Annotated in this window: 21 protein-coding genes and 1 riboswitch; of the genes, 12 read left to right on the forward strand and 9 right to left on the reverse strand. The window is 57.6% G+C overall.

Features of this window, described 5'->3' with window-relative positions; genetic code table 11:
• The first annotated feature begins 116 nt into the window (after nucleotides 1–116).
• Nucleotides 117–1,307, forward strand: a complete 1,191-nt coding sequence (hutI, locus tag QMQ05_RS04215) for an imidazolonepropionase (protein ID WP_345473285.1) — start codon at nucleotides 117–119, stop codon at nucleotides 1,305–1,307.
• Between the two features lie 81 nt (nucleotides 1,308–1,388).
• Entirely contained in the window at nucleotides 1,389–1,886 is a 498-nt protein-coding gene (tpx, locus tag QMQ05_RS04220) for a thiol peroxidase (protein ID WP_334123803.1), read from the forward strand.
• Between the two features lie 108 nt (nucleotides 1,887–1,994).
• Here the strand turns inward: tpx and QMQ05_RS04225 are convergent, their stop codons facing one another.
• The gene (locus QMQ05_RS04225) at nucleotides 1,995–2,414 is read right to left on the reverse strand and encodes a hypothetical protein (RefSeq protein WP_345473288.1); all 420 of its coding nucleotides are present in this window, start codon (nucleotides 2,412–2,414) and stop codon (nucleotides 1,995–1,997) included.
• A 1-nt stretch (nucleotide 2,415) separates the two neighbouring features.
• Nucleotides 2,416–3,261 (reverse strand): phosphotransferase family protein, encoded by an 846-nt coding sequence (locus QMQ05_RS04230; RefSeq protein WP_345473290.1) that lies wholly within the window; start codon nucleotides 3,259–3,261, stop codon nucleotides 2,416–2,418.
• A gap of 61 nt (nucleotides 3,262–3,322) precedes the next feature.
• Between QMQ05_RS04230 and QMQ05_RS04235 the strand changes: the two genes are divergently transcribed.
• Nucleotides 3,323–4,078: a CPBP family intramembrane glutamic endopeptidase gene (locus QMQ05_RS04235; RefSeq protein WP_434063170.1), complete on the forward strand. Its 756-nt coding sequence runs from the start codon at nucleotides 3,323–3,325 to the stop codon at nucleotides 4,076–4,078.
• 99 nt (nucleotides 4,079–4,177) lie between these two features.
• Here the strand turns inward: QMQ05_RS04235 and QMQ05_RS04240 are convergent, their stop codons facing one another.
• Complete coding sequence (locus QMQ05_RS04240) at nucleotides 4,178–4,822, reverse strand: VOC family protein (RefSeq protein ID WP_345473292.1); 645 nt, start codon at nucleotides 4,820–4,822, stop codon at nucleotides 4,178–4,180.
• A gap of 173 nt (nucleotides 4,823–4,995) precedes the next feature.
• Nucleotides 4,996–5,116: riboswitch (SAM riboswitch) on the forward strand.
• 88 nt (nucleotides 5,117–5,204) lie between these two features.
• Here QMQ05_RS04240 and QMQ05_RS04245 point away from each other — a divergent pair.
• Nucleotides 5,205–6,575 (forward strand): bifunctional o-acetylhomoserine/o-acetylserine sulfhydrylase, encoded by a 1,371-nt coding sequence (locus tag QMQ05_RS04245; RefSeq protein WP_345473294.1) that lies wholly within the window; start codon nucleotides 5,205–5,207, stop codon nucleotides 6,573–6,575.
• Nucleotides 6,576–6,577: 2 nt separating this feature from the next.
• Complete coding sequence (gene metX, locus QMQ05_RS04250) at nucleotides 6,578–7,711, forward strand: homoserine O-acetyltransferase MetX (protein ID WP_345473295.1); 1,134 nt, start codon at nucleotides 6,578–6,580, stop codon at nucleotides 7,709–7,711.
• Nucleotides 7,712–7,806: 95 nt separating this feature from the next.
• Here the strand turns inward: metX and QMQ05_RS04255 are convergent, their stop codons facing one another.
• Both QMQ05_RS04255 and QMQ05_RS04260 read right to left on the reverse strand, forming a co-directional pair.
• Nucleotides 7,807–8,664: an SGNH/GDSL hydrolase family protein gene (locus QMQ05_RS04255; RefSeq protein WP_345473297.1), complete on the reverse strand. Its 858-nt coding sequence runs from the start codon at nucleotides 8,662–8,664 to the stop codon at nucleotides 7,807–7,809.
• A 58-nt stretch (nucleotides 8,665–8,722) separates the two neighbouring features.
• Nucleotides 8,723–9,133: an SHOCT domain-containing protein gene (locus QMQ05_RS04260; protein ID WP_345473299.1), complete on the reverse strand. Its 411-nt coding sequence runs from the start codon at nucleotides 9,131–9,133 to the stop codon at nucleotides 8,723–8,725.
• 268 nt (nucleotides 9,134–9,401) lie between these two features.
• Between QMQ05_RS04260 and QMQ05_RS04265 the strand changes: the two genes are divergently transcribed.
• The 4 genes from QMQ05_RS04265 (at nucleotide 9,402) to QMQ05_RS04280 (ending at nucleotide 13,498) form a co-directional block, all read left to right on the forward strand.
• Nucleotides 9,402–10,466, forward strand: a complete 1,065-nt coding sequence (locus QMQ05_RS04265; protein WP_345473301.1) for a hypothetical protein — start codon at nucleotides 9,402–9,404, stop codon at nucleotides 10,464–10,466.
• Nucleotides 10,463–10,840 (forward strand): GntR family transcriptional regulator, encoded by a 378-nt coding sequence (locus QMQ05_RS04270; protein WP_345473303.1) that lies wholly within the window; start codon nucleotides 10,463–10,465, stop codon nucleotides 10,838–10,840. The genes QMQ05_RS04265 and QMQ05_RS04270 overlap by 4 nt, the downstream gene beginning before the upstream one ends.
• Nucleotides 10,841–10,926: 86 nt before the next feature.
• Nucleotides 10,927–12,486: an HNH endonuclease signature motif containing protein gene (locus QMQ05_RS04275; protein ID WP_345473305.1), complete on the forward strand. Its 1,560-nt coding sequence runs from the start codon at nucleotides 10,927–10,929 to the stop codon at nucleotides 12,484–12,486.
• 361 nt (nucleotides 12,487–12,847) lie between these two features.
• Nucleotides 12,848–13,498, forward strand: a complete 651-nt coding sequence (locus QMQ05_RS04280) for an alpha/beta hydrolase (RefSeq protein ID WP_345473307.1) — start codon at nucleotides 12,848–12,850, stop codon at nucleotides 13,496–13,498.
• On the opposite strand, the gene QMQ05_RS04285 is transcribed toward QMQ05_RS04280, so the two are convergent.
• Complete coding sequence (locus QMQ05_RS04285) at nucleotides 13,499–13,729, reverse strand: RNA-binding S4 domain-containing protein (RefSeq protein ID WP_334121625.1); 231 nt, start codon at nucleotides 13,727–13,729, stop codon at nucleotides 13,499–13,501. It abuts the gene before it with no gap.
• 180 nt (nucleotides 13,730–13,909) lie between these two features.
• Here QMQ05_RS04285 and QMQ05_RS04290 point away from each other — a divergent pair, with 180 nt between their 5' ends.
• From QMQ05_RS04290 to chrA, 3 genes are all read left to right on the forward strand, one after another.
• Nucleotides 13,910–15,295, forward strand: a complete 1,386-nt coding sequence (locus tag QMQ05_RS04290; protein WP_058255309.1) for a glycine--tRNA ligase — start codon at nucleotides 13,910–13,912, stop codon at nucleotides 15,293–15,295.
• A gap of 6 nt (nucleotides 15,296–15,301) precedes the next feature.
• The gene (locus QMQ05_RS04295; RefSeq protein WP_345473310.1) at nucleotides 15,302–16,231 is read left to right on the forward strand and encodes a GNAT family N-acetyltransferase; all 930 of its coding nucleotides are present in this window, start codon (nucleotides 15,302–15,304) and stop codon (nucleotides 16,229–16,231) included.
• An 85-nt stretch (nucleotides 16,232–16,316) separates the two neighbouring features.
• Entirely contained in the window at nucleotides 16,317–17,540 is a 1,224-nt protein-coding gene (gene chrA / locus QMQ05_RS04300) for a chromate efflux transporter (protein ID WP_345473312.1), read from the forward strand.
• Here the strand turns inward: chrA and QMQ05_RS04305 are convergent.
• From QMQ05_RS04305 to QMQ05_RS04315, 3 genes are read right to left on the reverse strand one after another with little or no spacing between them, the layout of a single operon-like run.
• Complete coding sequence (locus tag QMQ05_RS04305; RefSeq protein WP_345473314.1) at nucleotides 17,518–18,024, reverse strand: RDD family protein; 507 nt, start codon at nucleotides 18,022–18,024, stop codon at nucleotides 17,518–17,520. The genes chrA and QMQ05_RS04305 overlap by 23 nt on opposite strands.
• Before the next feature lie 56 nt (nucleotides 18,025–18,080).
• Nucleotides 18,081–19,676 (reverse strand): DUF5671 domain-containing protein, encoded by a 1,596-nt coding sequence (locus QMQ05_RS04310; RefSeq protein ID WP_345473316.1) that lies wholly within the window; start codon nucleotides 19,674–19,676, stop codon nucleotides 18,081–18,083.
• Nucleotides 19,673–20,140, reverse strand: a complete 468-nt coding sequence (locus tag QMQ05_RS04315) for a hypothetical protein (RefSeq protein ID WP_345473318.1) — start codon at nucleotides 20,138–20,140, stop codon at nucleotides 19,673–19,675. Before QMQ05_RS04315 ends, QMQ05_RS04310 begins: the two co-directional genes overlap by 4 nt.
• Between the last annotated feature and the right edge of the window lie 68 nt (nucleotides 20,141–20,208).

Genomic DNA, 20,208 nt, shown 5'->3' on the forward strand with positions numbered 1-20,208 from the left:
CGGGGCCCTCTTGCTGTCTGAAATCCCGGATCTGAATCCTTGGCGTGGCCCCACAAGTACAAGCCAGACAAGTAGGCTCAGGACAAGGACCAGGCTAGGGAAAGAAAGGTCGCCAGATGGCTACAACTTTGCTGACGAATATCGCGCAATTGGTGACGGTAGATGCCGCTGGCACCGTAATGGAGAACGCCGCGGTGCTCATCGCTGAGGACAAAATCCAATGGGTAGGTGCCGCAAATGACGCTCCAGCAGCCGACACCGTACACGACCTTAAAGGCAAGACCGTGTTGCCCGGCTGGGTCGACTCACATAGCCACCTGATCTTTGGCGGAGACCGCGCAGAAGAGTTCGTCGCCCGCATGGCCGGCGAATCCTATGCCGCTGGCGGCATCGCGGTGACCACCTCTGCCACCAGAAGCCTCAGCGATGAACAACTCACGAACCTCGTTACTGCCCGCCGGGCTGAAGCACTGTCCATGGGAACCACCTGGATGGAAACCAAGACCGGTTACGGACTGGAACTTATGGAGGAGACCCGCCACGCACAGCTAGGCCGCTCACTGGTTGATACCTTGACGTTCTTGGGCGCCCACCTGGTTCCCGCCGGAATCGATGCCGACGAGTACACCGATCTGGTCGCTGGCCCCATGCTGGATGCGGTGGCCCAATACGTAGATTTTGTCGATGTCTTCTGCGAACGCGGAGCCTTCACACAGGAGCAGACCCGCCGGGTTCTGCAAGCTGCACAAGAAAAAAATCTGGCAACCAAGGTCCACGGAAACCAGCTCGGCCCTGGTCCTGGCGTGAAGCTTGCCGTTGAATTTGGCAGCCACTCGGTAGACCACGTGAACTACCTTGAAGACTCGGACATCCAGGCGCTCGCCGGTAGTTGGGGCACGTGGGATCCTCAGACACGCACCGGCCAAGTGGGAACCGTGGCTACCTGTCTGCCGGCATGCGACTTATCTACCAGGCAGCCACTAGCGCCAGGGCGCGAACTGCTCGATGCCGGGGTACCCATCGCTCTGGCGAGTAACTGCAATCCGGGCACCAGCTACACCAGCAACATGAACTTCTGTGTGGCCACCGCGGTGCTACAGATGAATCTGTCCCTGTCCGAAGCCATTGAGGCCGCCACCTATGGGGGAGCGCTGGCCTTGGGAGTGCAGGATCTGGTGGGCTCCATCGAAGTGGGCAAACGCGCGGATCTGCACGTTCTTGACGCTCCGGTGGCTGCGCACTTGGCCTACCGCCCAGGAATGAATCTGACCCATAGTGTTTATCGCGCTGGCCAGCTAATGAACTGATGGCACTTTACACAGCGACTTCTTCCGGTCGGTTCGGCGAAAATCTGGCAGTCAAATAGCCATTCGTGATAGACAAGAACCATGGCTAATACTGCTTTTAGGGGAACTCCCGTACAGACCATTGGTGAACTGCCAGCCGTAGGCTCGCAGGCTCCATCATTCACCCTCACCGACACCGACCTTGCGGATGTGACCAGCGAGTCGCTGGCTGGCCGTCGTGTTGTGCTGAACATCTTCCCATCGGTTGATACCGGCGTCTGCGCTGCCAGCGTTCGTCGCTTCAACGAACTGGCTGCCGGCCTGGAAAACACCACCGTCGTGTGCGTTTCCGCCGACCTGCCATTCGCTCTGGGCCGCTTCTGCGGAGCAGAAAACATCGAGAACGTCACCGCTGCTTCGGTGTTCCGTTCGGACTTCGGTTCGCAGTACGGTGTAACCCAGATCGACGGACCTCTGGCTGGTCTGCTCGCTCGTTCGGTAGTTGTCTTAGACGAGGACGGCAAGGTTATCTACAACCAGATCGTTCCAGAGATCGGCACCGAGCCAGACTACGATGCAGCTGTTGCAGCCCTGAGCTAAGCAAACTTGCATCAGCACTGATGCGTATGAAGGCCCATCCGAGCGTCGCGCTTGGATGGGCCTTTTGCTGTCCCGACGAATGATGACAGCTAACTGTCAGCCAAGTAGTTATGCGTCAGCGACCGCCGCGACCGAGACATGCAAAGTCTGGCCTTGCAGGTCGTGAGCAATAAAACTGAGCGACGCTGAATACCCGTCCAGGGTCATTTCTTGGTGGACTACTCTCGCCTCGGGTGCGCAGGTCAGATCGACTGTTCCTTGATCCGAGCCATGACTACTGCTCCACGTGACGGTGGAAGAGCTGTGCTTGCCAGAACACTGCAGCGCCAAAGAATATTGTCCGCCATCCAGCGGGAAACCCAAGGACAGTTCCTGATTCTGTTGTGTCACGACGCTTGAGATGGAAGCTAGCTCGTTTTCTTGGTGCACGGCGTCCGCCGATACCGGAGCTTCATTGGCGGAGCATCCGCTCAGCACTAGGGACAAGATGGCCAGCCCGGCACCTGAGAATATAGTTGTAGTTCGCATGTCAGCTCCTCACCGCCTGCGCAGCATTCAAAATCCGCGGCCCAATTTTTCGCATCAGCTTATTGATCTTCGGATTGTCGGTGCGCGAAAGGGTATCGGAGAGCCGCTCCAGACTCATCAGGCCCAACCAGATCTTCGCTCGACGGGCTTCATCGGGGTTCGGAGCGATCTGATCGGCCATTTCCAGACCGTGCCACAGGCTCAAATACGCGGTGTTCAGCGCAGGATCCCAAGCGGCGGCCAGATCCCAGTCCAGGATGCCGACTAGTTCTTCATCCACCCAGTGCATATTGTGTCCGGCCAAATCACCATGGACCAGCCCCGGTGGTACCTGAGCCAACTCATCAAGTTGGGCCCACAGACTGGTTGCAGCGCCACGCAGCTGATCGGGCAAGACATCAAAGCACTGTTGCGTGCGATCTTCGGTCCACGGGCCACGGAAAGAAAAGGGCGCAGTCAAATGATCACTGATCGGTTCCAGCGGAATATCGGCCAGATGCCTGACCACCTGGCCCAAGATTTTCGGATCCCCGAAATGTGGTTCATGGGCGCTACCGGGGATGAAGGACATTGCTACGGAAGCCAGCGAATCCACGTGCAAAATCTGCGAGGTCGCCACCGGGATCTGGTAGTCCAGCTGATCGGCCAACAGCTGCTGTAATTTCACCGTACGAGGCATGTCTGCGGTGGCTTGGACGGTGCGGGCCATGCGGATCACCGAATGAGGATTGGCGATCACCACCTTGTGGAACTGTCCACCCTCGTTCACCGAGGCATCTTCCCAAGAAAGGTCGGGGCGTAATTGGTGGGCGATGCGCAATTCTTCGTCGGTGGCGGGACGGCTCACAAATACTCCTTTAGTTCGCTATCTTCAGGCTACCTCAGCTGGCACACAGCATAATCAGCCTATGATCGAGAACGTGAATTCGAAGATCCTAAAAGTTGAGATTGTTCTGGTCTTAGCGCTGTCTTTGGGGCAGAGTGCGATCTATTCGATCCTGAGCTTTGCTGACAAACTCACGCGTGGTCCCTTGCGCGAGCAAACGACCTCGCTGAATAACCAGCTGAGCACCCGCGAATTTTTCGACTTCACCTACCAGCTGCTGGACATCTTTTTTGCCCTGGTGCCGGTAGTGCTGGCCGTCTACCTGATGAAACGCAGTACCGGACGAGGACTGCGCGAGATAGGTTTTGACCTGCGTTCTGGGGGCAAGGACGCACTGCTGGGCGCAGGGCTTTTCTTGGCCATGGGCCTTGGCACCCTCGGGGTGTATGCGGCCGGCCGGGCGCTGGGCGTGACTACGGCGCTGTCCGCAGCCAATCTGGGGGACTATTGGTGGAGCGTGCCGGTGCTGTTGCTTTCGGCCGTACGCCACGCGGTGCTCGAAGAAGTGCTGATGCTTGGCTTCCTGTTCACCTATGCCAAAAAGCTGAACCTTCGGTTGTGGACCACGATCATTTGCTCGGCCCTCATTCGCGGCAGCTACCACCTTTATCAGGGGGTGGGGCCGATGATCGGGAACATGCTCATGGGCGTGGTCTTCGGTTGGGTTTATCACAAGTATGGCCGGGTGATGCCGCTGGTGATCGCGCACTTCTTGCTCGACGCCATCGGTTTTGTCGGGTATGCACTGATCGGCCCGGCCATTGGCATTGGCGGCTAGCGCAACAAAAGATAGATAGCGCAACAAAAGACGCGCATAAAAAAATTGGTAGGTGGGGACGCCATTGTCCCCGCCTACCATGAGCCAGCTGCGAGTCTACTACAAGACAACAGACCCGTTGTCAGTTTCAAAGGTCACCGACATGATGCCCGGGGTGCCATTGGGCGCCTGATAGGCCATGGTCACCGCGCCGAGGTGAACATTTTCTGGCTGACCCAGCCATTCCAGCACACGATCTCGCGAACCGGCGATGGTGATTTCGCTGATCGCCCCGGTTGGTTCCAACGCCTTGGATGGGTGCAGGTCCTTGGCTTCATCGTCCCAAGAAATCAGGTACGGGCACTGTGGGTCGGCGATCAAACCCTTGATGCCGATCTGCTGCCAGGTCAGCTCCCGGCCGTCGGGGAACTTGCGGTTTCCCGGCACAGCCTTGCGGCCCAGGCGGTCTTCGGCGCTGGACAGGTCGTCCACCGAAACGCACCAGCCCATCCAGCCACCGCCCAGCTCCGAACGGGCCCTGACTGCTTGGCCGAAGGGGGCCTTATCGCTGGCGGGGTGATTCAGGACCTCGACCACTTCGAGGTACTGTCCATGCTTGAGTGGGAAGATGACATTGCGCGTCCCGAAGCGGGGATGCACGCCTCCCTTGACGAACTCCAAACCGAGTGACTCGGAGATTCTTTGCGCGGTTGGCAGCAGCCCATCTGGGCCACAGGCATAACTTACGTGATCTAGCCTCATCATGTGCCAATCATGGCAATATGTGACCGCAGTCTCTACTTAGGCGACCCTAATCCGAATTTCCGCCATCGAATTCTCTGCGACAAAATGGCCCACCGTGTGAAATATGACCGATTACGACCATTTTGGGGCGCTCGCATTGCAAAGATCTTCGGTTTTCAGGCACACTGGAGGCAGGTCATGAGTCCCAGTAACAAGCCCCGGCTTACTGGGCGGCAACCCTCCAGCCGCGGTGGGGTGCCCCGGGTGAAGACCTGGCCCTTAGACGCGCAAGGCGGCTAAGGACAAGCGCGGGTAACCCTGGAAGGCTTCTTGATGAGGTACTTCCATCGGTGTCTTCTCAGTGGTCTACCCCCAAAGTCATACAACTATTTTGGAGGAAACCATGAGCAACAACTGGTCATTTGAAACCCGTCAGATCCACTCCGGCCAAACCCCAGATCCCACCACCGGCGCCCGAGCCTTGCCGATTTTCCAGACCACATCCTTCGTCTTCCCGAGCGCCGAAAGCGCCGCAGCCCGTTTTGCGCTGTCCGAACTGGAGCCGATCTACACCCGCATCGGTAACCCCACCACCGATGCGGTCGAAACCCGGATCGCCGATCTGGAAGGTGGCGTGGGTGCACTACTACTCTCCTCGGGGCAGGCCGCCACGACCTTCGCGATCCTGAACCTTGCCGAGGCCGGCGATCACATTGTGGCCAGCCCCAGCTTGTACGGCGGAACTCAGAACCTGCTCAAGCACACCCTGAAGCGCCTGGGCATTGAGGTCACCTTTGTGGCCGACCCGGATAACCTGGATCACTGGCGTGATGCGGTGCGCGAGAACACCAAGGCGTTCTTCGGCGAAACCATTTCCAACCCACGTCAGGACGTGCTGGATATTGAAGCGATCTCCGCGATCGCCCACGAAAATGGTGTGCCACTGCTGGTGGATAACACCCTGGCCACACCCTACCTGATCCGCCCGATCGAGTTTGGTGCGGACATCGTGATCCACTCGGCCACCAAGTTCCTCGGTGGGCACGGCAATGCGATCGCCGGAGTGATCGTGGACTCGGGCAACTTCGACTTCGCCAAGGATCCGCAGCGCTTCGAAAGCTTCAACACCCCGGACGAGTCCTACAACGGCCTAGTCTTCGCCCGTGACTTGGGTGTCAACGGCATCCTCGGCGCCAACCTCGCCTACATCCTCAAGGCTAGGGTGCAGCTTTTGCGCGATCTGGGCTCCGCGGTCGCCCCCTTCAACGCCTTCCTGATCGCCCAAGGACTTGAAACCCTGTCCCTGCGCGTTGAGCGTCACGGCGAAAATGCGCTGGCGGTAGCCAAGTGGCTGGAAGCTCGCGCCGAAGTGCAAAAGGTCGCCTATGCAGGCCTGGAATCCTCACCGTGGTTTGAGCGTGCCAAGAAGTACTCGCAGCACGGTGCCGGATCGGTCATCGCCTTTGAACTTGATGGTGGCTCCGCGGCAGGTCAGGCGTTTGTTGACGCCCTGGAGTTGCACTCCAATGTCGCCAATATCGGCGATGTCCGCTCGCTGGTCATCCACCCGGCCTCCACCACCCACGCCCAGCTCTCCGAGGCCGAGCAGATCGCCGCTGGCGTGAGCCCGTCCCTGGTGCGCCTGAGCGTCGGACTGGAAAACATCAAGGACATCTTGGCCGACCTGGAACTAGGCTTCAACGCTGTTGCGGCCCTTGGCCAGGGCGAGGAATCGAACGAAGAACCAAACAAGGAATTGCAGGAAACTCTCTAAGCATGGCATCCATTGCGACCACCGCAACACCACAGCTCGCCGAAGGTCAGCACGGCATGATGCGCCGAAGCGCCGTCGGCGAGCACCACTTCGAATTTGGCGGCTACCTGCCAGAAGTGGAACTGGCCTACGAAACCTGGGGTACCCTCGACGCGGCCGGGACCAACGCGGTCCTGGTGATGCACGCGCTGACCGGCGACGCCCACGTCGCCCAGGGCGATGCACACACCGCCGGCTGGTGGGACGGCTTTGTTGGCCCCGGGGCGACCATCGATACCAACAAGTACTTTGTGCTCGCGGTGAATATGGTCGGCGGTTGCAATGGGTCCACCGGACCGTCCTCGCTGGATGAGCATGGTGTGCCCTACGGTTCACGCTTCCCCTTCGTGACCATCAAGGACTCGGTGCGCCTCGAAGCGCGCTTGGCCAAGCAGTTAGGAATTAGCACCTGGCATGCGGTAATTGGTGGCTCGATGGGTGGGGCGCGGGCCCTGGAATACGCGGTCGAGTTTCCCGAGCAGGTCAAGAACCTGGTGGTGATGGCCTCCTGCGCGCAGGCCACAGCCGAACAGATCGCCTTCGCTCAGGTACAGACCCAGGCCATCCGGCTTGATCCGCACTTCCACGGTGGCGATTACTACACCCAGGATGCACGACCTGACGCCGGGCTGGGCTTGGCGCGGCGCCTGGCCCACATCACCTACCGTTCCGAGGCCGAACTTGAGACCCGCTTTGGTCGCAAGCCACAGCCAGGGGAGCAACCTACCGGACAATTGGATGGCCCGCGTGGTCGTTACCAGGTCGAAAGCTACCTGGATCACCAGGCCACCAAATTGGCTAACCGTTTTGATGCTAACAGCTACCTGTTGCTTACCGAAGCGTTGATGAGCCACGACGTGGCACGCGGTCATGAATCGTTGAGCGCGGCCCTGGCCCGGTTGCAGCAGGTGAATGTGGTGGTGGCTGCGGTGAGTTCTGACCGGCTGTATTTCCCGGAGCAGTCCGAGAAATTAGCCGCCAGTTTGCCCACCAAGTCACCGGTGCACTACATCGATTCGCCGATCGGCCACGACGGTTTTCTCACCGACGCCAGCCAGCTCGACTCGGTGTTGCGCACCCTGGTCTTTAGCCACTAATAGCACAGCAAAAGGGGCAGTAACCACCAGTTTTCGGTGGTCACTGCCCTTTTTGCTATTCAATAACCTGATGCGCGCAACCTACCGCGCGCTACCTACTGCGCGCTGTCGCCGGCACCCAAAGAATCGTTGGGCTTAGGCGCGGTAAACGGCGTCGCCGAAGGGCGTTTCGCGGTGATCCCATCACCGGAGGACTGGTGGCGCAGTCGGCGCAATACCCACGGGGCCAGGTGCTCGCGCGCCCACTGCAGGTCCTCGATGCGTGCCTCGCGCCAGCTACGCTCATCGATGACCGGCTCCACCTCGGTATTGATCGAGTGTGGGACATTGAGGGCGTCTAGGGCCATGGCTGCGATGCGCTGGTGACCCATGGGGGAGAAGTGCAGGCGATCCGGCGCCCACATTTGCGACTGGTGCAGTTCACGCAAGGCCCACATGTCGCCCACGACCGCGTCGTAGCGTGCGGCCACGGTGCGAATATTTTCGTTGTAGATCGCTACCTTGCCGCGGATGCTACCAAGCACCGGGGTATCGCGAATATCCGGTCCGGTGACGATCAGCAGGGTCGCACCGGTCGCACTGAGCTTGGCGACCGCCTTGTCGAGAATGTCGGCGATCTTATCTGGATCCCCGCCGGGGCGCAGCACATCATTTCCGCCGGCGCACAGAGAAATGAGATCTGGCTTTAAATCGATGGCCGGGGCCACCTGTTCGTCCACAATTTGCCCGATTAACCGGCCACGGATCGCCAGGTTTGCGTAGGCGAAATCTGGAACCGTGCTGCTCAGTTCCTGAGCCAGACGATCGGCCCAACCCAAATGCCGGCCGGGGTTTGATGGATCGGGATCGCCGATTCCTTCGGTGAATGAGTCACCCAAGGCTACATAGCGCCGCCAAGGATGGAGATTTTCTTCTACGGGAACGGGAGCATCTGCATTAAAATCTTTAGCCACAATCTACATTGTTACCCTATGGTAACGTCTGGTCAATCAGCCTCAGGGATGATCTGTTTCACCCCTGGCGCCACGCCTTGAGCAAATCCTGGCGCGCCTGCGTGTATTCCTCGTTCGTAATCACACCGCGGCTCAATAGGCCGGAAAGCTCCGTTAACTTTGCTTCCAAGGATTCTTTGGGTGCCAGCAAATTGGATTGAACCAACTTGGCTTTCAGCTCCGATTCAAGGGTCATCGGATCCATGCCGGCACTCTTGATTTTGCGGTAGTTGCGCACCTGGGCGTAGATGATGAACGCAACTACAGCAATGAAGAGCACCACGACCACACCCATAATGATCGGCATTGCCGAGAACATTGCATCCATAAAAGTAGAGCCAGTCGACGGGGTACTGTCGATGTAGCCGAAGCTGGTGTTGTCCCCGGTATCCGGAATCGCTTCCGCAAAAATCACTGAGCTTGCTTCCATGGCACCAACCATTCTGTACGAGCTGACATTGTTAGAGCAGCTAGGCGCTACGCTCACGCACTATGTCCTGCCTTCTTGCTAGTGAACCACGGTTCTCCAAGAATTCACTGCGCCAATTATTGGTTTTACCAAATTGCAATGAAATATTTTTCGGGCGGCATGATCGGCTATCTTGTATCAGTCTATTGACACAAGATCACGCGCTTGCTTGTATTGTCCTGTTGGTACAAGAATGAGCGCGTTTGCGCTACCGGATGGAGGCATGGCGATGGGTAATTTGATTCCGATCTTTGCGATCGTTGGCTTCGCTGTAGTGCTGATCGTTGTGCTTCGGCGCGACCTCTTGCCGCAAAGCCGAAAGAGCCTCACCAACTCCATGCTTGGCGCCGGAAATGATCGGCAACAGGCGGAACGCATTGTGCAAACGCTACGCCGTCGCAACGTGGCTGCCGTGATTGTTGCGGTGTTGGGCGGTGTCGCCGCGCTGGTGTTGCATCAGGCATTCATCAAGTCTGGCGGGCTCACGCTGGTAGCTGCTCCAGCAGCAATTTGGGTACTCGTTGTCCTGGTCCTGATTTGTTGGCCAATTCCCTATGAACCCAAGGCCGGGTCGGTAAGTAACGGTACGCGCGTCAGTGCCGGACTGATTCCACGAACTACGAGGATGTTTGGTCCAGCGTGGGGAATAGTTTTGCCGCTCGTCCTCTTCACGGTATCAATTTTGGGGATTGTGGTTGCCGGAATCCTTTCATCGGCTGATGATCGTGGCCTATACCGTCAAATCAGTTTCCAGTCGGCCAGTGAAGCAATGGTCGACGAAAATATGGTCGTTACGCAAAACATTATGGGAGTAAGCTCCACCGGACCGTTCCCAGGATGGTATTACGGTCTGCCTGTGGCCATTTTGCTAGTGCTTGGTCTGCTGCTGACCCTGTTGGCGCTGAACAAAAATACCCGTCGCCCAAGCCTGCGCGGTGAATCCCTCGTTGAGTTTGATGCTGCCGTACGAACCCATAACGGCTACGTCCTCAGTTCGGGATTTAGCGCATTCCTTTGTCTGCAAGCGGTGCCATTGCTGTGGATGGCGGCCGCGGCCGTCTACAACATGTCTCAACGCACTGCCTACGTTGTGGGGCAAAAGGTGGATGAGGGGGCGGGTGCCGACGTGTCCTATGACCCGTGGCAGGTAGCGTTCTCCTGGTCTCTGGGTGGGCTGGGTGTCTTGCTGTTGATCGTCGGGATCGTACTCCTGGGATATTTGATTTCATGGGTTGTGTCCGCGTATAGCGCTGAGGCGAAAAACAGTAACGCGCGGTTGGGATCGCATACATGATCACGATCGACCCGGCGAATCTTATTGGTCCGTCCGAACAGATTCGGGCACAACTTGCAGCAATGATTCGTAGCGGTGAACTGGCTGCAGATGCGAAGCTACCCCCTGTCCGCCAACTTGCCGGCGACCTTCGTGTCGCCGCGGGTACTGTTGCCAAGGCCTATAAGGAATTGGAAGGCGCCGGTTTGGTCCGAACTGGCCGCGCCAATGGCACACGGGTCAATCCGGGGCAGGTGCTTAAGACGGAACTTCTTGCGGACGTTCGGCTACTTGCCCAAAGGGCACGCGCTGATGGGCTTGGGCTAGAGGAACTGCAAAAAATGGTTGAGACGGCTTGGAATTCATCTCTTCCTGGAGTGCCTAAAGCACTGTGAATTGTGATCGTATATAAATACGAATCTGTATCCACAAGCTGGTAACTATTAGTACAAAATGTCGGTGTCTGATGCGAAAATTAGACATGAGCAATCCAGAATATTCCGAAGATTATGACGACGAACATCGTCTACCGTTGCGCCCACCGGGCGAGCGCAAGGAATCTCACCCAGATTCCTTTTTTGCGAGCCAAGTTGAGCATCAGATTTTTAATGAATCACTGATGAAGTGGGCTGCCGAACTCTTTGATGCCGGACCGGTTACTAGTACCGCCGATGCGCTGGATCGACTCAAGAAAATCCAGCGCATGCACAGTGGCCTTGAAGCGGTGACGTCCACTTTGCTGGCAGACACCGTCGAGCAGATCGGCGAAGGGTTTACTGACACGCTTGCCGAGCTGAGAGAAAAGGCGCCAGAGGAGGTTCGCGAATCTGAGCGCAGTGCCGAATTTTATCGTGTTGACCCTAGCGACGATCGGACAATCAACTCAAACTTTGTTGCTGAAGCAGCCATTGCCCTGAGGGAAACTCCGGAGATGGTGAGTAAGCGAATGTTCAATGCGAAAGGCTTGCGGTACGTCTGCAAAGACACCCTTCTGGCGTTGGCTGCCGGGGAGATTACCGCCAAATCAGCTCACTACATTGTGAAATACTCGCAAGATCTTACTGAGGAACAAATAAAGGTTATGGAGCACGTCTTGTTGCCCCTCGCGAGAACTGCCAGTGACGCGACGGTTTATCAGCGGGCGCGGCGCCTCCATGATCGGATGAACCCAGAGTCTGCCGAACAACGGCAGAAGAAGTCGGAAGCCGCACGCAAAGTGTCATTTTGGTTTGACGAAGACAGCGGCATGGGGACAATCAAGTTGTTCCACCGCGCAGACGTCATTAAATCTATTCAGAGCACGATTCGTTGGGGTGTGGGACAGAATAACGACCCAGACGACGAGAGAACCAGTGACCAGATGACGGCAGATCTATATGCGGATGCATTGATCAACGGCTGGCCTGGCAGTAGCGGAACACCACTTAAGCCTCGCTTGTCGATCACCATACCTGCCCTAGAGATGTTGGCGGATCCTAGCAGGGCACTTGCCGACTTGGAAGGTGTTGGCCCCATCCCTGCAGGACTAGCTTTACAGCTGGCCAAGGATGCACCGTCTTTTCAGCGGGTACTCACCGACCCTTGGACCGGTGCAGTTATTGATGTTGAACGCAAGAATTACAGGCCTAGCCAGGGCCTGAAGGATTTGCTGCGACACAGGGATGTGCATTGCTGTTTCCCAGGATGTCGCCGAAGTGCTGACCGATCAGAGATGGATCACATTGACGATTGGGGCCATGGTGGCGCTACTGACCGTGAGAATATGCACCTGCTGTGCAAACAACACCAGATGTTCAAGCATGCTTTGGGATGGAAAATCCATGCACGGCCAGATGGCACTAGATCATGGCTCACACCCAATGGATTACACGTCATTGTCACACCAGAGAGCGTTGATGTTGTGGAGAACTTAGACCACATGAACGATCATTGCCCACAGCGGCCGGATACGAGCTCACGTCTTGAAGTTCTGATGAACGAGGACACGAGAAGGGTCCTTGGGTATCCGGTTGAGCCGGAACCATCAATTGATCCCGACTGATGACCCCGGCTCATCCGTGAATGATTGAGTGACAGAAAAATTCTTTCACTAAAGGAACTTCAAACCACCAATAACCACCAACGGTGACAGCGACGACGCTGGTTGCCTTAGCCTTTTATGGCTTCAATTCTCTTTCAGAGCTGCAGATGCTCCCTATGCCTCTGAATGACTGAAATTTTTTTCAGTCAGCACAGCTTGAGAATGAAAAGAATTTTCAGTCACTCAGAGTGGGGATGCTCCGTGTGCGCAGTTCTTGGAAGTATCTATGGGCCCGACGGATGACAGAAAAATTCTTTCATTGGCAGTGAAGCGCCGTGTCCTCAGCTGAACATCGACTGCAGGATTCGCTAATCTTGAGCACATGACTTCATCCGAGACCGCGCCGGTGGCCATTATTTCCCGCAATGACGATTCCCGTCTTGGAACACCACTTCTGGTGTTTCTCCATGGTTATGGATCAAATGAACAAGACCTGATGGGACTCTCACGGTACCTCCCGGAGGAATTCACCTATCTATCCGTGCGGGCGCCGTTACAGGCAGGACCAGGATTCAGTTGGTTTCCGCTGACTCAAGAAATCGATTATTCGATTGAATCAGTGGGGCAGAGTGTAGAGACCTTGTGGGAACTGCTCGAACCGCTGAGTAAGCAGCACTCTTCAATCACGTTATTAGGATTCTCTCAAGGCATGGCCATGGCAACTTCACTGGCCCGCTACCAACGTGACGCTATCGCCGCAGTTGTAGGTCTATCGGGATTTGCCGTTGAGCCGCGAGATCTGGAAATTTTTGACGACGAAAAAGTTCTGCAAAACCCGATTCCTTTGTTCTGGGGAAGAGACCTGGCCGATCCAGTCATTACCCGCGACAAGATCGAGTACACGCTCAAATGGGTGTCGCAATATACTGAACTGACCAGCGAAACCTATCCACAAATTGGGCACTCGGTCAGCATGGAAGAACTGGAAGACGTCGACGCTTTCCTCAAGAAGGTAGTTCTGGGCCGGGAATAGCTACTGCTGCGAAGTGACCTTGACACACTCGCCGTTGACACAGACAACGTCGCCCGGGCGGATTTGTGCTCCACGGCGGGTGTCCACTTCACCATTAACGGTCACGATACCTTCGGAAATGAGTTCCTTAGCGTGGATGCCGTCTTCGGCGAGGGAAGCTAGCTTAAGCAGCTGGCCCAAGCGGATGGATTCGTCGCGGATTTCTAAGTCGAAAGCTTCGTTGGCACTCATAACGTCTATTCTTCCCTATTCCGGCGCAGATAATACCCCGATCTCGCCAAGAGCGGGGAAGTTCACTTTCGCGTTACCCGCATCCGCTTAGTGTCACGAGCGTGGAAACGATACCCTTGAATAGTATGTATTTTTCTACGGACCGCAACCAGCGGCCTCGTAATTTCCATTGGAGTTGATATGGCGCCACAGTCCAAGCTAGATCAGGTAATTTCCCTCGCAAAGCGTCGAGGCTTCGTTTTCCAGGCTGGTGAAATTTACGGTGGTTCCCGTTCCGCATGGGATTACGGACCCCTAGGCACCGAGCTGAAGGAAAACATCAAGCGCGAGTGGTGGCAGAACTTCGTTCGCGGCCGCGAAGACATGGTTGGCTTGGACTCGTCGATCATCTTGCCAAAGGCCGTCTGGGAAGCATCCGGACACGTTGCAACCTTCACCGATCCACTGGTCGAGTGCATCCAGTGCCACAAGCGTCACCGTCAGGATCACCTGATCGAGGCCTTCGAAGCCAAGAAGGGTCGTCCTGCCAAGGACGGCATGAGCGAAATCGCTTGCCCAGATTGTGGCACCAAGGGTCAGTTCACCGAGCCTCAGATGTTCTCCGGTCTGATGAAGACCTTCCTAGGTCCAGTGGATTCCGAAGCAGGCCTGGCCTTCATGCGTCCAGAAACCGCACAGGGCATCTTCGTGAACTTCGCCAATGTGCTCACCGCAAGCCGTAAGAAGCCGCCATTTGGTATCGGCCAGGTCGGTAAGGCCTTCCGTAACGAAATTACCCCGGGCAACTTCATCTTCCGTACCCGCGAGTTCGAACAGATGGAAATCGAGTTCTTCACCGCTCCGGAAGATGCACCGAAGTACTTCGACCAGTGGGTTAAGGACTGCTGGGCATGGTTCCTGGATCTGGGCATCAAGGAAGAGAACCTGCGCCAGTTCGACGTGCCAGAAGACGAGCGTGCACACTACTCGGCTGGCACCATCGACTTCGAGTACCGCTTCGGCTTCCAGGGTTCGGAGTGGGGCGAGCTCATGGGCGTTGCTAACCGCACCGACTACGACCTGTCTTCGCACGCCAAGGCTTCGGGCGCCGAACTGACCTACTTCAACCAGGCCACCGGCGAGCGCTACACCCCTTATGTGATCGAGCCTTCCTTCGGTCTGACCCGTTCCATGATGGCCTTCCTGGTTGATGCTTACACCGAGGACGAAGCTCCAAACACCAAGGGTGGCGTGGATAAGCGCACCGTGCTGAAGCTGGATCCACGTCTGGCTCCGGTCAAGGCTGCGGTGCTGCCACTGAGCCGCAACGAGAACCTTTCGCCAAAGGCCAAGGAACTGGCCAACGAGCTGCGCAAGCGTTGGAACATTGACTTTGATGATGCCGGTGCTATCGGCCGTCGTTACCGTCGCCAGGATGAGATCGGTACCCCGTTCTGCATCACCGTGGACTTTGATACCTTGGATGATCAGGCCGTGACCATTCGCGAGCGTGACACCATGGCACAGGAACGCGTATCGCTAGACCAGGTCACCGCCTACCTTTCCGAGCGTCTGAACGGAGCCTAGAGCCCGATGAACGAACTGGAATTCCGCCCCTGGCGCTCAGGGGATGACCTTGAACTGCTTCAGGTTTTTGGTGACCCGCGTTCGCCGCAGGCCCATCAGGACCGCACCATGTTGCGGGAGAACAGTGACGCGCCGTTCTCCCGTACCCTGGTGGCCAGCGTTGATGGTGTAGCGATCGGTGCAGGCGTAGTTTTTGCCTCGTCGTTGCATCCGCAGCGCCTGTGGTTGTATGTCGAGGTAGCTGCCGAGCAACGCCGATCCGGTGTCGGTACCGCACTGGTTGCGCAGTTGCGCCAGCAGATCCCTGCCGACCAGGTTCAAGAACTCAAGGCTCGTTACACGGTGACTCCGGGCGATCCGGCGACCGCCGCCGCAGGGTTCTGCAAGGCATTGGGTTTGGGCGAAATTCAGGTTTCGCGCGATGTCATCTTGGAACCTGGTGCGCTGGCCGAACCGGTCTTTGATACCAACGATCGGGTCATTGAGGAACTGTCCACCGGCAGTGTTGAGCTGACCCAGCTGGTCATGAACTTTTATAACAAGGTCCATGAGCAGTGGGATCCGGCCAATATGACGGTGGGCTCGGCTCAGCGTATGTTGCTTGACGAACACACTGGGGCCCAGGCTGCCCTGGTGCTTCGGGATAAGCCCAAGCGTGAGGGTGGGGTTCCGCTGGCCTTTGCGGTCAGTTATGTCCCTGCCCGTGAGGATGCTCCCTCGGATGTTTTGGTGGGCCACAATCCCGCCTTCTCCGAAGAAGAAGTAGCCGAGGCTGTTCGCGATATGGTCGCGATGCTGATCTATCAGTACCCAGTGAAGTTGGAAGTGGACTCCTCGATGTTCATCCTGGCTTCGCTGATTGATGCCTTGGCTGGTGTTGAACAAGCCACGGTCATTTCGACAACGCATATTCTGGCCAGCGACGCAGCTCGCTAACCAGTAAGTCTCACAACGGGACCTGCCATGGGCAGGTCCCGTTGTTGTTTACCTGCAGTTATTCTTGCACGACTAGGGTGAATCCATGAGCAGTAAGCAACAGGCCACGCATGGCTCGGCGGGGGAAGTTTTTCGCGTCTTCTTGAAGCTGGGGTTAACTTCTTTTGGTGGCCCCATCGCGCATTTGGGCTACTTCCGCACCGAGTTGAGCGAACGCCGCCGATGGGTGAGCGACGAGCAGTATGCCCAGTTGGTGGCCCTGTGCCAATTTCTTCCTGGCCCGGCCTCTAGCCAAGTTGGGTTTGCCTTGGGCCTGTATCGTGCCGGACTGCGTGGCGCACTGGCCGCCTTTCTCGCCTTTACATTGCCATCGGCGGCGCTACTGACACTCTTTGCTTACGGCGCCACACTGTTCTCCGGAACGATCGGGCACGGGATGCTCTCTGGGCTGAAGATTGTCGCGGTGGCGATCATCGCGCAGGCGGTACTGGGCATGGCCAAAAGTCTGACACCGGATGCTACCCGGGCGTCAATCGCGGTGGTGGCAGCGCTGGCCGCACTGCTGTTGGGTGGGAGTCTGGGACAGGTGCTGGCGATCGTGCTGGGCCTGATCGCCGGCTACTTCTTGTGCCGGGTCCCGCCAGCGGCGCCGGCAACGAAGCCTGTGGTGCCACTGCGATTTGCGGTGAGTCGACGTACCGGAATTTTGTCTTTGCTCGCCCTGTTCTTATTGCTGGTGGGTACCCCGATAGTGGTATCGGTGGCAGGGTGGGACTCCCTAGCGCTCTTCGACGCGTTCTACCGCTCCGGTGCCCTGGTTTTTGGTGGCGGGCATGTGGTGCTACCCCTGTTGCAAGGGGCCGTAGTGGACACCGGTTGGGTGCCGAACCAGGATTTCTTGGCCGGCTATGGAGTGGCGCAGGCTGTGCCGGGACCGTTGTTTACCATCGCTGCTTATTTGGGGGCGATCAGCACGGTGGGACCCGGTGGGGTGTTGGGTGCCTCGATCGCGCTGTGTGCGATCTTCCTTCCCGGCTTCTTGCTGCTGGTAGGGGTCTTGCCCTTCTGGAATCTCGTGGCGGGTCATCGCCGGGTGCAGGCCTTGATGCGTGGAGCGAATGCCGCGGTGGTGGGAATTCTGGCGGCCGCGTTGTACTCGCCGGTGTTCACCAGTGCGGTGACCGGGCCGGGGCAGTTCGCATTGGGTCTGCTGTGCTTTGTGTTGATGGTGTCTTGGAAGCTTCCGCCGTGGAGCGTGGTGGTGATTGGGGCGCTGGGCGGGGTGCTTATGGAGCTGGTTGGAGTCTAACCACCGTGGTGCCGGCGATCAGATCGTGCGGTGCGCGACCCTCAGCTTCAAAGGCAACCAGCAGCAGGTAGAGCACCGGTAAGAGGTCAGCAAAAATAGCCACCGCATAAAGCCAAGACGGGAATTCGGTGCTGCCGGTGGACGCAATGGCCACGAAGTTCCAGACACTAAAGTGGGCGATCTCCCAGGGCAGCAACTTGATCACGGTGCGTAGCAAAATCTGCGCCGTAGATGCTCGGCCGCCGGTGCGCCGGTTAACAACGTGTAGGCGCATTCGGCGTTTGCCGAGCGTGGCGGCAGCTGGGGAAGCTTCACTGAGGAACAGGTAGATCCCCACGGGTAATACCAGTACGAGGAAACCCAAAAGTTGTGCCCCGGCCACGCCTAGCTGGAGCCAGTTGTAGAACTCACCGGTCACTAGCCACAGCAACGTGGTGATCACCGCGAGCACCAACATCCACCCGAGGATCACCAAGTAGTCCACGAGCGAAGCAAGTACCCGGCTGACAAAACTCGGTCTCGTTGCGCGTTGCTTTGTCATCATGCCAGCGGTGTGAAGTTGAACTGGCCTTTTTCGTCGGCCACGGCTAAGAGCGATCCGGAATGGGTGGCCAGCGCTTCTAAGAGGCGATTGGTCAGTTCGTCACCCCATTCTTCGGGCAACGGTGGATGGCTTGAGACGATCCACCGTACTTCCAAACCTTCGGTGAGCTGTAGGGCGGATAACAACTGCTCACTGCCCTGCGGTGCTACGAGGATCAGCCTTCGGCGCGCTTCAGGTTCTAGCGGAGTGAGCTTCTCCCGGTCCGATTTCCACAGTGCGAAGTGATAGGCCGAAACGCCCACGGTCGCCAGCAACCAGCCCAGTGGGCCGCGGATATAGTCCAGCATATTCAACGCAGGGCTGGTTGCGCCCACCAGCATTTCGAAGACCCGGTAGCCGACAATTAGCAGTGCCACCAAGGCAACAACGGCACTGACGCCGAAGAACAGCACCAAATACAGGCGACGAGATTCAGGTTCGGGCTGGGAACCAGGCTGGAAGTACGTCACCCAGAACACGGTGCCCACCAAGACCAACGCAATGCCGGTGCGTAATACCGCCGGTGCGGTGTCGGTATTCAGCGGGGAGCTGATGGAAGCCAGCAGTGCGTTGACGACCATGCCCAGGCCACTGGCCAGCAACGCCAGCGAGATACCGCTGATAATCTGCTGGGATACGCCGGTAACTAGTGGTGACCGGCCGGCAAGTTGCCCGTGGTGATACATCCAGAAAATCGCGCCCGTCAGTAGCGCGGAGATGGCCAGCGGGCCGAAACTCGCGAAACGTTCACCCATGGCGGTGAAATCCCAGGGCAACGGGATGAGAATGTTCAAGGTCGCTGCGGCCGCCAAGAGCGTGCTCAGCGCCGCCAAACAGACACCGAGCAACATCACCACCATAGAGCTGAAGGTATCGCGCAGTTTCTGGACTTGTAGCATTTTCCAATGCCAGAGCCACAACACGGCCGCGCCCAGAGCCCACACGATCGCGCCCAGCAGGCGAGGAAGCGGTCCTTGACCGACCAAAATGGCCTGTGGAACAAAGACCAGCTCAAGTGCGGTGCGTAGTGCGACCACCAGCGAATATCCTGCCAGCACCAGGGCGTAGGCGTTGCCGAGGGTCACAGCCAGGTGGGGGAGTTCGCTTGGCGCATACTTTGGCGTGGTGAGCATCTTGAACTGCCAGAGCCCGATCGCACCCCAGCCAAGGACCAGACCAACCTGATCTTGCCAGCTCTGTGATGCGCCACCGCCGATCAGGTTACCGAGCAGTTGCAACACAGCGGTGGAAGAGATCACCAGGGCAATCAGATAGAGCGTCGAGCCCTGCAGGGACCAGATCGCCGCCTCGGTGGGCTCGGCGTTCAAAAGCTTCTTGCGGATCCATAACCACAGCGCCCCCACTAACGGTCCGGGGATGATAGTGAATGCCAGCGCGGTGGCCAACAGCAGCTGGCGGTCATCATTCACCGCTGGAGCACTCAAACCCATGCTGATCAGTAATGACAGCCCGGTGCCCAAAAGTAGCAGCAGGAGCATGAGCAAACCGTGCATAATCAGGGCGCGCAGGGCGCTGGCGGTGCGTGTGCTCATGGTGTGAGCCCCAATTCCTCTTTGGTGCACAGGCTCATTTGCCACGGGGCGGTGGTGATCAGCCAGGCGCCGTCGATTATCGCCAATTCGAAGTTCTCCTGCGCCTCGAAGGGATCGATAAGCAGCGCGCCGTCGGTGGCGTAGGTGATGGATACGGTGATGGTGGCGCTGCGATTCGTGGTCACTTCGCGCAGCAAATTCACCTGAGCACTGGCCTTCTGAGGCTCGTAGTAATTGCAGTCCTGCTTGTCTTTTCCGTTCTCGACAAGCCCCTGCGCCGTGGCCAAATCCGCGGATTGATAGGCCAAGACATAACGCTGGACGACGCCCACCGGGGTGTCCGCGTCACGCAGCGGTGGGGCCGGGCGCAGTGAAACTACGATCGCCGCGAGTATTATCAAGCCCACACTCACCGCCACCAAGGTGATCAAAGCACCCTTGGCCGGCACGGAAATACTGGTCATAGCATAATTTTCTGATATTGCTGATGGATAAACCAGTGGTGCGAGATTGCGGTTTGATCAAGATCTCA

It is taken from the genome of Glutamicibacter sp. B1, from assembly GCF_039602135.1.
Taxonomy (GTDB): domain Bacteria; phylum Actinomycetota; class Actinomycetes; order Actinomycetales; family Micrococcaceae; genus Glutamicibacter; species Glutamicibacter ectropisis.

What these genes read in the sequence shown, in the direction of transcription:
- hutI (WP_345473285.1), top strand. Translation starts at nt 117, where the DNA reads ATGGCTACAACTTTGCTGACGAATATCGCGCAATTGGTGACGGTAGAT.
- tpx (WP_334123803.1), top strand. Translation starts at nt 1,389, where the DNA reads ATGGCTAATACTGCTTTTAGGGGAACTCCCGTACAGACCATTGGTGAA.
- QMQ05_RS04225 (WP_345473288.1), bottom strand. Translation starts at nt 2,414, where the DNA reads ATGCGAACTACAACTATATTCTCAGGTGCCGGGCTGGCCATCTTGTCC.
- QMQ05_RS04235 (WP_434063170.1), top strand. Translation starts at nt 3,323, where the DNA reads ATGATCGAGAACGTGAATTCGAAGATCCTAAAAGTTGAGATTGTTCTG.
- QMQ05_RS04240 (WP_345473292.1), bottom strand. Translation starts at nt 4,822, where the DNA reads ATGATGAGGCTAGATCACGTAAGTTATGCCTGTGGCCCAGATGGGCTG.
- QMQ05_RS04245 (WP_345473294.1), top strand. Translation starts at nt 5,205, where the DNA reads ATGAGCAACAACTGGTCATTTGAAACCCGTCAGATCCACTCCGGCCAA.
- metX (WP_345473295.1), top strand. Translation starts at nt 6,578, where the DNA reads ATGGCATCCATTGCGACCACCGCAACACCACAGCTCGCCGAAGGTCAG.
- QMQ05_RS04260 (WP_345473299.1), bottom strand. Translation starts at nt 9,133, where the DNA reads ATGGAAGCAAGCTCAGTGATTTTTGCGGAAGCGATTCCGGATACCGGG.
- QMQ05_RS04265 (WP_345473301.1), top strand. Translation starts at nt 9,402, where the DNA reads ATGGGTAATTTGATTCCGATCTTTGCGATCGTTGGCTTCGCTGTAGTG.
- QMQ05_RS04270 (WP_345473303.1), top strand. Translation starts at nt 10,463, where the DNA reads ATGATCACGATCGACCCGGCGAATCTTATTGGTCCGTCCGAACAGATT.
- QMQ05_RS04275 (WP_345473305.1), top strand. Translation starts at nt 10,927, where the DNA reads ATGAGCAATCCAGAATATTCCGAAGATTATGACGACGAACATCGTCTA.
- QMQ05_RS04280 (WP_345473307.1), top strand. Translation starts at nt 12,848, where the DNA reads ATGACTTCATCCGAGACCGCGCCGGTGGCCATTATTTCCCGCAATGAC.
- QMQ05_RS04285 (WP_334121625.1), bottom strand. Translation starts at nt 13,729, where the DNA reads ATGAGTGCCAACGAAGCTTTCGACTTAGAAATCCGCGACGAATCCATC.
- QMQ05_RS04290 (WP_058255309.1), top strand. Translation starts at nt 13,910, where the DNA reads ATGGCGCCACAGTCCAAGCTAGATCAGGTAATTTCCCTCGCAAAGCGT.
- QMQ05_RS04295 (WP_345473310.1), top strand. Translation starts at nt 15,302, where the DNA reads ATGAACGAACTGGAATTCCGCCCCTGGCGCTCAGGGGATGACCTTGAA.
- chrA (WP_345473312.1), top strand. Translation starts at nt 16,317, where the DNA reads ATGAGCAGTAAGCAACAGGCCACGCATGGCTCGGCGGGGGAAGTTTTT.
- QMQ05_RS04310 (WP_345473316.1), bottom strand. Translation starts at nt 19,676, where the DNA reads ATGAGCACACGCACCGCCAGCGCCCTGCGCGCCCTGATTATGCACGGT.
- QMQ05_RS04315 (WP_345473318.1), bottom strand. Translation starts at nt 20,140, where the DNA reads ATGACCAGTATTTCCGTGCCGGCCAAGGGTGCTTTGATCACCTTGGTG.